Raw genomic sequence first — 8,921 nt, forward strand, 5'->3', positions numbered from 1 at the left:
CTTAACCCGTGTTCCGCCCGCCGCCCCGAGTCCTGGCCAGGACTCGGGGCGACGGGCGTAGGACCGACCGGGAGGTTCGGCCGGTCAGAGCTTTCCATTGGCCATACGGCGGCGGCGGGCGATGAACAGGCTGCCCCCGATTGCCGCCGTGGCGACCAGGCCGGCGCCGATCGCCATCTCGGTGGTGCTGGGAGCGACCGAACCGCCAAGACCGCCGAGCGCGCCGCGGCCCGGCAGCACGGTGAACTGTGCGGTCGCCACCGTCCCGGCGACGTTCCCGATGCCGTTGTTGGCGAGACCGTTGTTGATGACGCCGTTGTTGATGATGCCGTTGTTGTTGCCGAGACCGTTGTTGTTCCCGTCCCGGCAGTCCCGGCCGTTGTTGTTCCCGAGACCGTTGTTGTTGCAGTTCCGGCCGTTGTTGTTCCCGAGACCGTTGTTGTGCGCGTCCCGGCCGTTGTTGTTGCCAAGACCGTTGTTGTTCCCGTCCCGGCCGTTGTTGTTGCCAAGACCGCTGTTGTTCCCGTCCCGGCCGTTGTTGTTCCCGAGACCGCTGTTGTTCCCGTCCCGGCCGTTGTTGTTGCCAAGACCGCTGTTGTTCCCGTCCCGGCCGTTGTTGTTGCCAAGACCGCTGTTGTTCCCGTCCCGGCCATTGTTGTTGCCAAGACCGCTGTTGTTCCCCTCCCGGTCGTTCTGGTTGCCGTTCAGGCCGATCTGGTTGCCGTTGCACCTGATCGCCATGTTGTACTGACCCGGCGTCGCACTGTTGTGGATCCGCACGATGGCGGTCGAGATGCCCGAGCGCTGCTCGGAGAGGTTGCCCAGCGGGAAGGCGTTGGACGCGACCGTGCCACCGCGGCTGCAACCCCGGGCCGTGATCGTCAGGGTGCCGCCCTGGTGGATCGCCTGCGGGCTGACATTGACATTGATGGGATCGTTGTTCCGGCTGTCGCCGCCCGCGGCGGCCAGCGGGGCAGAGAGCCCGACGGCCACGCAGGTGGCGCCGGCCACTGCGAGAGCGCGTGAAGCACGCATCGTTGAACCTCCAGCGGAAGACGCCCCAAAGCGGGCGCTCCGGGAAATTCGACGAGTACGTCTTCCATGACGAACCCTCACTGGGGCGCGCAGCCACCGCATTTCGGCGCTGGTCCACCATGGTGAGGCGACACGCCGACGACGCGCCGAAAGATCTGGTGGAGCCGCAGGTCACAGACCGTCTGAATTAATATCCGCCGATTACTCGGATGGGCCATCACCGCAGGCCCACCACCCGTTCGCCTCTCCCTCCTCGCAGGTTGCGCCGAGCGCACTTAGCGTGATGACAGATGCCACGGAGGGAGAACTATGGGCCAGCAGTACGGCGGCTGGAAGTCGAGGAGGCGCTCACCCTGGGGCGTACTGACGCTCGCCCTGCTCAGCGGGATCGCCATGATAAAGAATGGCTCGGACGTCACCCTCGGGCCGCCGCAGCCTGCCGCCGCGGCCGCGCTGGCCGGCCGCGCGGCCGGCGAGACGTTCATCCCTGTCTCCGTCGAGCCGCTGGCGTACGCCCCTGCCGCGCGGGTGAAGATCCCGGCACTCAACGTCGACGCCCCGGTCGTTGATGTGGGCGCCGACCAGGACGGCTGGATCGCCGCACCGCCGCCGCAGGACCCCAATCTCGCCGGCTGGTACCAGAACGGGGTCTCCCCCGGCCAGCGCGGCACCGCGGTCATCGTCGGCCACGTCGACAACCTGTCGGGACCCGCCGTCTTCTACGGTCTCGGCTCCATCCAGAAGGGCTATCACATCGAGGTGGACCGCTTCGACGGCAAGACCGCGGTCTTCGAGGTGTACGGCGTCGAGGTCTTCCCCAAGGATCAGTTCCCCGGCGCCAGGGTGTACGGCGACACCGGGCAGCCGGAGCTGCGTGTGATCACCTGTGGCGGCGGCTACTCGAAGGCCGGCGGGTACAGCGGGAACGTCGTGGTCTTCGCGCGCATGGTGAAGACCCTCTGAAGCAGGACCGGCGGCCGCGACCGCCGGTTCAGCGGCGCGGGACGGTGATGCGGTATCCGGCGGCCAGCAGCTCGGGCAGATAGCTGCGCAGCGCGGCGACACTCTGCGAGCGGTCTCCGCCCGCGTCGTGCGAGAGGACGACGGCTCCGGGACCCGCACCGTCCAGCACGTTGCGGACGATCGATCCGGTGCCCGGCTCCGTCCAGTCGAGGGAGTCGACGGTCCAGGCCAGCGGCTCCATGCCGAGCTCCGAGCCGATCTCGAAGGAGAGCTTGTTCCAGGCGCCGTACGGCGCCCGGTACCACAGCGGCGCGCAGCCCAGCGTCCGCTCGATGACCTCGCTGGTACGGCCCAGTTCGTCGCGGATCTCGGACGGCGGAAGCTTGGTGATGAGCGGGTGCGACCAGGAATGGTTGCCCACGACATGGCCGTCGTCGGCCATCTCCCGGAGCAGGTCGCGGTTGTCCCTGGCCAGCTCGCCGCAAACGAAGAACATCGCCCGCACCTCGTGCTCGCGCAATGTGCTCAGGATGGCGGGGGTGTATGTGGGGTTGGGCCCGTCGTCGAAGGTGAGCACCATGGTGCGGCCCGCCTCCGACATCCTGAGGAAGGGGCGCTGTCGCACCGGTGGCAGTGCCCGCCTGAAGCGCGGCGGTGTGTACGCGGTCATGGGCTGCAGCCGGTAGGACGAGGTGTAGACCGGCTGGCTCGCGGAGACCCGGGAACCGCCGGCCGGGTGTGCGGTCTTCGCCGGGGGCTGTGTCCGCTCGGTGCAGAGCAGCCCGGCCGTGACGGCCGCACCGAGGCAGGCGGCGATACGGAGTACCGACCGGCGCCCCGGCGACATCTGATCCTTTTTCATGACCAACTGCTCGCACGACTGCCACTCGGGGTGCCCCATCCACACCGGTTTCGCAGGCGAAACCACCCGATGGGAGCAGCGGAAGGAGACATGCGACGGAGCTCAGTTACGGCGGACCAGGGGGAAGGGCAATGTCTCGCGGATGGTCAGCCCGGTGAGGAACATGACGAGCCGGTCGACCCCGATGCCGAGCCCACCGGTCGGCGGCATCGCGTACTCCAGCGCGTCGAGGAAGTCCTCGTCGAGCTCCATGGCCTCCGGGTCGCCGCCCGCGGCGAGCAGCGACTGAGCGGTGAGTCTGCGGCGCTGCTCCACCGGATCGGTCAACTCCGAGTAGGCGGTGCCCAGTTCCGTTCCGAAGGCGACCAGGTCCCAGCGTTCGGCGAGGCGTGGGTCACGGCGGTGCTGGCGGGTGAGCGGGGAGACGTCGGTCGGGAAGTCCTTGTAGAAGGTGGGCAACTTGGTCCGCTCCTCGACGAGGCGCTCATACATCTCGAGGACCACATCGCCGCGGGTGTCGTCCGGGGTGTGCGGGACGCCCGCCCGGTCGCAGAGTGTTCTGAGCACGGTCTCTTCGGTATCGGCGTCGACCTCCTCGCCGAGCGCTTCGGACACCGCCCCGTACAGCGTCTTGACCGGCCAGTGTCCCGAGATGTCGTGCTCGACGAGCTTGCCGTCCGGGCCCGCCTTGTGCGCGATCGCGGAGCCGAAGGCGGCGGTTGCCGCGCCCTGGATCAGTTCACGGGTCAGTTCGAGCATCACGTCGTAGTCGGCGAAGGCCTGATAGGCCTCCAGCATCGTGAACTCGGGGTTGTGCTTGTACGAGACGCCTTCGTTGCGGAAGGTGCGGCCCATCTCGAAGACTTTTTCCAGGCCGCCCACGCACAGCCGCTTGAGATACAGCTCGGGGGCGATGCGCAGATACAGGTCGAGGTCGTAGGCGTTGATGTGGGTGGTGAAGGGACGGGCGTTCGCGCCGCCGTGGATCTGCTGCAGCATCGGCGTCTCGACCTCGAGATAGCCGCGCTCCAGTAGCCCCTGGCGCAGCGCCTGGACGGCGGTGGAGCGGTGACGTACGACATCGCGGGCGGCGGGACTGGCGACCAGGTCCAGATAGCGCCGGCGCACCCGTGCCTCGGGGTCGGCGAGTCCGCGCCGTTTGTCGGGCAGCGGGCGCAGGCATTTGCCCGTCAGCTGCCACTCGGTCACGAAGACCGAGAGCTCGCCCTTGTCGCTGGCGCCGATTTCGCCGGTGGCGGTGATGTGATCGCCGAGGTCGACGTCGGAGGTGAATCCCCTGATGACGTCCGGGCCGGAGCCGTCGCGGGTGAAAGCGAGCTGAAGGTCGCCCGACCAGTCGCGCAGTACGGCGAAGACAACGCCGCCGAGGTCGCGTACGACCATCACGCGCCCTGCCACGGTGGTCTGCCTGCCGGTGCGGGTGCCGGGGACGGGCGTGGGGTACGCGGCGCGGATCCCGGCGAGCGTGTCAGTGCGCTCGGCGATGCCCACGGGATACGGGTCGGTGCCGTCCGCGCGCAGCCGCTCCAGCTTGCGGTGGCGGATGAGAACCTGCTCCGGCAGCCGCTGTTCCCCCGCCGGCGCGCCCGGCTCGGGTCCCGCCAGGCCGAGCGAGTCGATGGGCGGCAGGCCCTCGGTGGTGACGGGAGTGACGACGCCCGGCCGGCTTCTGCCCTTCCCCCAGAGCTTGCGCAGGCTCGGTACGGAGACGAAGCCCTCGGCGATTCCGGAGGCGAGGCCGATCCGGGCGAGCGAGCCCGCGTCGCCGTAGCAGAGGAAGCGCGGATACCACTCGGGCTGATATTTGACGTTGGACCGGTAGAGGGCTTCCAGCTGCCACCACTTGGAGAAGAAGAGGAGCAGCTTGCGCCACATCCTCAGGACCGGGCCCGCACCGATGCGGGCGCCCTCCTCGAACGCCGAGCGGAAGACGGCGAAGTTGAGGGAGATACGGCGTACGCCGAGTTTGGGCGCGTGGGCGCAGAGATCGGCGACCATGAACTCCATGACACCGTTGGGGGCGGTGCGGTCACGGCGCATCAGGTCGAGCGAGATGCCGTCCTTGCCCCAGGGCACGAAGGAGAGCAGCGCCATCAGATCGCCGTCGCTGTCGAAGGCCTCGACGAGGAGGCAGTCGCCGTCGTCCGGGTCGCCGAGGCGGTCGAGCGCCATGGAGAAGCCGCGTTCGGTCTCGGTGTCCCGCCAGGCGTCGGCCCTTTCCACGATCTTCCGCATTTCCTCGTCCGTGAGGGCGGAGTGACGGCGGATCTCGGTGCGCGCCCCGGTCCGCTTGACGCGGTTCACGGCCTGCCGGGTGACGCGCATGTCGCGGCCGTCCAGGTCGAACCGGGCGACGTTCAGGATCGCCTCGTCACCGAGCTGGATGGCGCCGAGCCCGGAGCGCGCGAACACTTTGGCGCCCTCCTCGGACGCGCCCATGACGGCGGGGGCCCAGGCATAGCGTTTGGCCACCGCCAGCCAGGCCTCGATGGCGGGGGTCCAGGCCGCCCGGTCGCCTACCGGGTCGCCACTGGCCAGGCACACGCCGGCCTCGACGCGGTAGGTGACGGCGCCCCTGCCGCTGGGCGAGAAGACGACGGCCTTGTCGCGGCGGGTGGCGAAGTAGCCGAGGGAGTCATGGGAGCCGTACGCGCCGAGCAGTGCGCGGATACGGGGCTCCTCGTCGCCGTGCAGGGCGGCTTCCAGACGCTGCGAGCGGAACAGTGTGCTGGCCGCGCTGAGCAGGGCGATCGCGCCGAACAGTCCGAGGAGGAAGAAGAGCAGGCGTGGCGGGCGACCGTCGAACTGGTCGCCGGAGACCAGTCCGCCGAGCACCCGGTTGGCGGCCCACAACAGCCGCTGCCCCTCCGGCAGCGAGCCGGGGAAGAGCTCGACCAGACCCCAGCCGACGAGTACACCGGCGGCGAGCCCGAGAACCAGGACGAGCAGCGCGCGGCGAAGCGCACCGCGCCGGGTCTGGGCGTAGAACTCGCGGCGCGCGATGACCAGCACCACCAGGACGATCACGCACAGCACCAGGTTGGGGATCCAGGAGACGTCCCCGTCGAAGATCACCACCAGTACGTCCGCGATCAGCAGCAGCACCAGATAACAGACGACCAGCCACCACGCGGCCTTCTTGCGGGCGCCGATGGCCGCCGCGAGCAACAGAAGGAAGACCGCGTAGGCGAGGTTGGCGCTGACCGGGACGGCGACGCGGTCCAGGAACAGGGCGACAGGACTCAGCAGACGCCGCAGTGGAGGGATGAGCGAAAGGATGACGCAGAACACGCCCAGTGCGGCGAAGAACACCGCGAACGCCCCCGGCACCCTGCTGAGCCGGCCGCCGCGGGCGGACGTGGGAGCCTCCACGCTGACAGTCATATTTCGCACTCTAAGGAGACCACCGGCGGGCCGCCTGTCGGGAACGGATAGCCTCATTCGTGTGACAGAGCAGCAGCCACACCAGTTCGAACGCGGTACCGACGGCCCCAAGGTCATCGTCGTCGGTGTCGACGGATCCGACTCGTCACTGCGTGCGGCGTCGTATGCGGGCGGCCTCGCGCGACGGCAGAACGCCCTGCTCGCCATCGTGTACGTCCAGCCGGTGATGCCGGCGGGTGCGGCGCTCGGGGTCCCGGTCCCGCTCGGGGACATGACCGGCGAGATCGCCGAGGGGCTGGTGGCCGAGATCCGCTCCGCCACCGAGCGGGTCAAGGGCATATGGGAGGTCCGCTGGGAGTTCCACACCTTCCACGGTGATCCTTACAGCGGGCTTGTCACGGCGGCCGACGAGCTGAAGGCGGACGCCGTGGTGGTCGGGGCTTCGGAGTCGGCGGGCCACCGGTTCGTCGGTTCGGTCGCGGTCCGGCTGGTGAAGGCGGGGCGCTGGCCGGTGACCGTCGTTCCGTAGCGGACGAGCCGTCGCGGTAGCCCGGCCCATGACCGGCTCCCTCGCCGGCGGCCCATGGTGAGACCTTGCCCCGGCGGGGCGGATGATCGGACGCGCGGGAGCACGCCCGCGGAGCTACTGTCTCCGTTTGCTTCCGGCGGACCGTTCACCGCACCACTCGTCGCTCCGTGCGACCGCTCGCCGAAGACAACTGTGCGCCGTCTGTCCCTGCGCGTCCTGATGCGTTCGTATACGCCACGTGGCATCGACCTCAGCGCGAAAGGGTGTTGGCAATGGCGACGGCGACCGCGACGACCGACGATCGAGCCATGGCGCAGCTGCAGCGTGAACACGGCCCCGCGCTGCTGAGCTTTCTGCTCGGACTGACCTACGGGGACCAGCAGCGCGCCGAGGATCTGCTGCAGGAGACGCTCGTACGCGCCTGGCAGCACCCTGAGGCGTTCGACGGTCCGTACGAGTCGATGCGGCCCTGGCTCTTCACGGTCGGGCGCCGCCTCGCGATCGACGCCCGCCGGTCCCGGATGGCCCGTCCCACCGAGATAGGCGACGGCGTACTGGCCACCACGCCCGACCCGGCGGACGTCACGGAGAGCGCTGTCGCCGCTCTCGACGTCAGGGCTGCGGTCGGATCGCTCAGCCCCGAGCACCGCGCCGTGCTGGTGCAGATCTACTTCCACGGGCTGAGCGTCAACGAGGCCGCGCAGGCACTCGGCATACCCGCCGGCACGGTCAAGTCGCGTTCGTACTACGGGCTGCGCGCGCTCGCGCGCTGCCTCCCGGGCTACAGCAGGCCCACCTCGTCGGCGGCCGCCGGCCGCTGAGAACCAGGGGCATGCGTGCCCTTGGGCAGTCGACCGCGCACCGTTCGTGGCACCACGTGTCGTGCCGTTCGACCGCTCGTCGCCGTTCGACGCCGCACTCGTCGCCCCGCTCGGCCGCTCTGCCGAGCGGGCCCGTATACGCCAGGTGGCGGACAGCTCCACGGGAATGTCCCGCCGCCCTCCGGGGTCGGTGGCCTGGGACCGGTGCACAGCCGGAGAGGAGCCGCGGCGGGACCGGTGCACGGCCGGAGACGATCCGGCACCAGGGTCGCGGCCACCGTGACACCCGGAGGCGACCGACACCGATGAGTTTCCGCGGCCACCGCGGTCTCCTCAGTCAGTCTCCCCCCGCATGCGGAAGGAACCAGGGCCATGAACGCGATCGCCGATCGTTACCGCAGACACGCCGATGCCTTCGAACTCAGGATTGCGGCGGTACGGCCCGAGCAGTGGGCCGACCAGTCTCCTTGCGCGGCGTGGAACGCCCGCGACGTGGTGGACCACATCGTCACCATGCACCAGGTCATGCTGCGCCCCGTGGACCGCGCTCCCAGTCCGGCGCCTTCGGTGAAGGACGATCCCCTGGGCGCCTTCCGGGCCGCACGTGCCGATGTGGAGACCGTGCTCGACGATCCCGCGCTCGCCGGCGCCGACTGCGACACGCCCACCGGGCCCATGTCGGTCGAACGACACATCGACCTGGTCGTCAGCGACGATCTCGTACTTCATGGGTGGGACCTCGCCCGGGCCACCGGACAGGACGAGACGATCCCGGCCGACGATGTGGCGCGGCTGTGGGCGAGCACCACAGCCATCCCCGCCGAGCTGATGCGGAAGTACCGGACACCGGGCGCCTTCGGTCCGGGGATCGAGGTGTTCGGACCGGAGGTGAAGGTGCCCGAGGACGCCTCGCTGCAGGACCGTCTGCTCGGGTTCATCGGGCGAGACCCTTCCCACTGAGCCCGGAAGCGCGGCCGGGCAGCCGTATGGCGCCCGGGTTCGGCCGCCGCTGTCGCGCGGGGCCCTCTGCCAGGTCTTCCTCAGGCGCCGACGGGGAGTCTGATGTGCTCATGGGACGCTGCGGCTGAACCCGGGCCCGGTGGTGCGCGTACTGACACGACGTACGGACTGACACGACGTACGGACTGCCTGTTCCGAGCCACCCGAGGACGGTTCCTGTGACCGAGACGCCCCCAGCACGGCGGCCGGCGATCGCCGAGACGGCGCTGGCCTGCCTGGCGCTGAGCCGCTGCCCCGACGCCGCGGCGGCCCGCGCGGCCCGGCGCGCGCGCCGCTGGCTGCGTGG

The 8,921-nt window shown here is 69.6% G+C and carries 7 protein-coding genes; 4 read left to right on the forward strand and 3 right to left on the reverse strand.

The features are described 5' to 3' along the window. Nucleotides 1-84 precede the first annotated feature (84 nt). Nucleotides 85-1,035 carry a hypothetical protein gene (locus tag ACWDZ6_RS33060; protein WP_451505778.1) on the reverse strand — a complete coding sequence of 317 codons (951 nt, stop codon included), beginning with the start codon at nt 1,033-1,035 and terminating at the stop codon, nt 85-87. A gap of 309 nt (nt 1,036-1,344) precedes the next feature. Here ACWDZ6_RS33060 and ACWDZ6_RS33065 point away from each other — a divergent pair, with 309 nt between their 5' ends. Continuing rightward, complete coding sequence (locus ACWDZ6_RS33065) at nt 1,345-1,998, forward strand: class F sortase (protein ID WP_451505779.1); 654 nt, start codon at nt 1,345-1,347, stop codon at nt 1,996-1,998. A gap of 28 nt (nt 1,999-2,026) precedes the next feature. Here the strand turns inward: ACWDZ6_RS33065 and ACWDZ6_RS33070 are convergent, their stop codons facing one another. Both ACWDZ6_RS33070 and lysX read right to left on the reverse strand, forming a co-directional pair. Then, nucleotides 2,027-2,860 carry a polysaccharide deacetylase family protein gene (locus ACWDZ6_RS33070; RefSeq protein WP_451505780.1) on the reverse strand — a complete coding sequence of 278 codons (834 nt, stop codon included), beginning with the start codon at nt 2,858-2,860 and terminating at the stop codon, nt 2,027-2,029. Between the two features lie 102 nt (nt 2,861-2,962). Then, a complete protein-coding gene (gene lysX, locus ACWDZ6_RS33075; protein WP_451505781.1) occupies nt 2,963-6,265 on the reverse strand; it encodes a bifunctional lysylphosphatidylglycerol synthetase/lysine--tRNA ligase LysX in 3,303 nt (1,100 codons plus the stop codon). A 61-nt stretch (nt 6,266-6,326) separates the two neighbouring features. Between lysX and ACWDZ6_RS33080 the strand changes: the two genes are divergently transcribed. The 3 genes from ACWDZ6_RS33080 to ACWDZ6_RS33090 all read left to right on the forward strand — a co-directional run bounded on the left by ACWDZ6_RS33080 (nt 6,327) and on the right by ACWDZ6_RS33090 (nt 8,575). Further along, complete coding sequence (locus ACWDZ6_RS33080) at nt 6,327-6,794, forward strand: universal stress protein (protein ID WP_451505782.1); 468 nt, start codon at nt 6,327-6,329, stop codon at nt 6,792-6,794. Between the two features lie 272 nt (nt 6,795-7,066). Continuing rightward, nucleotides 7,067-7,615 carry a sigma-70 family RNA polymerase sigma factor gene (locus tag ACWDZ6_RS33085; protein ID WP_451505783.1) on the forward strand — a complete coding sequence of 183 codons (549 nt, stop codon included), beginning with the start codon at nt 7,067-7,069 and terminating at the stop codon, nt 7,613-7,615. A gap of 372 nt (nt 7,616-7,987) precedes the next feature. Further along, nucleotides 7,988-8,575, forward strand: a complete 588-nt coding sequence (locus tag ACWDZ6_RS33090; protein ID WP_451505784.1) for a TIGR03086 family metal-binding protein — start codon at nt 7,988-7,990, stop codon at nt 8,573-8,575. Nucleotides 8,576-8,921 lie beyond the last annotated feature (346 nt).

The sequence above is a fragment of the Streptomyces sp. NPDC002926 genome (genome assembly GCF_053591755.1).

Coding starts and splice junctions, on each gene's coding strand:
- ACWDZ6_RS33060 (WP_451505778.1), bottom strand. CDS start 1,035: ATGCGTGCTTCACGCGCTCTCGCAGTGGCCGGCGCCACCTGCGTGGCC.
- ACWDZ6_RS33065 (WP_451505779.1), top strand. CDS start 1,345: ATGGGCCAGCAGTACGGCGGCTGGAAGTCGAGGAGGCGCTCACCCTGG.
- ACWDZ6_RS33070 (WP_451505780.1), bottom strand. CDS start 2,860: ATGAAAAAGGATCAGATGTCGCCGGGGCGCCGGTCGGTACTCCGTATC.
- lysX (WP_451505781.1), bottom strand. CDS start 6,265: ATGACTGTCAGCGTGGAGGCTCCCACGTCCGCCCGCGGCGGCCGGCTC.
- ACWDZ6_RS33085 (WP_451505783.1), top strand. CDS start 7,067: ATGGCGACGGCGACCGCGACGACCGACGATCGAGCCATGGCGCAGCTG.
- ACWDZ6_RS33090 (WP_451505784.1), top strand. CDS start 7,988: ATGAACGCGATCGCCGATCGTTACCGCAGACACGCCGATGCCTTCGAA.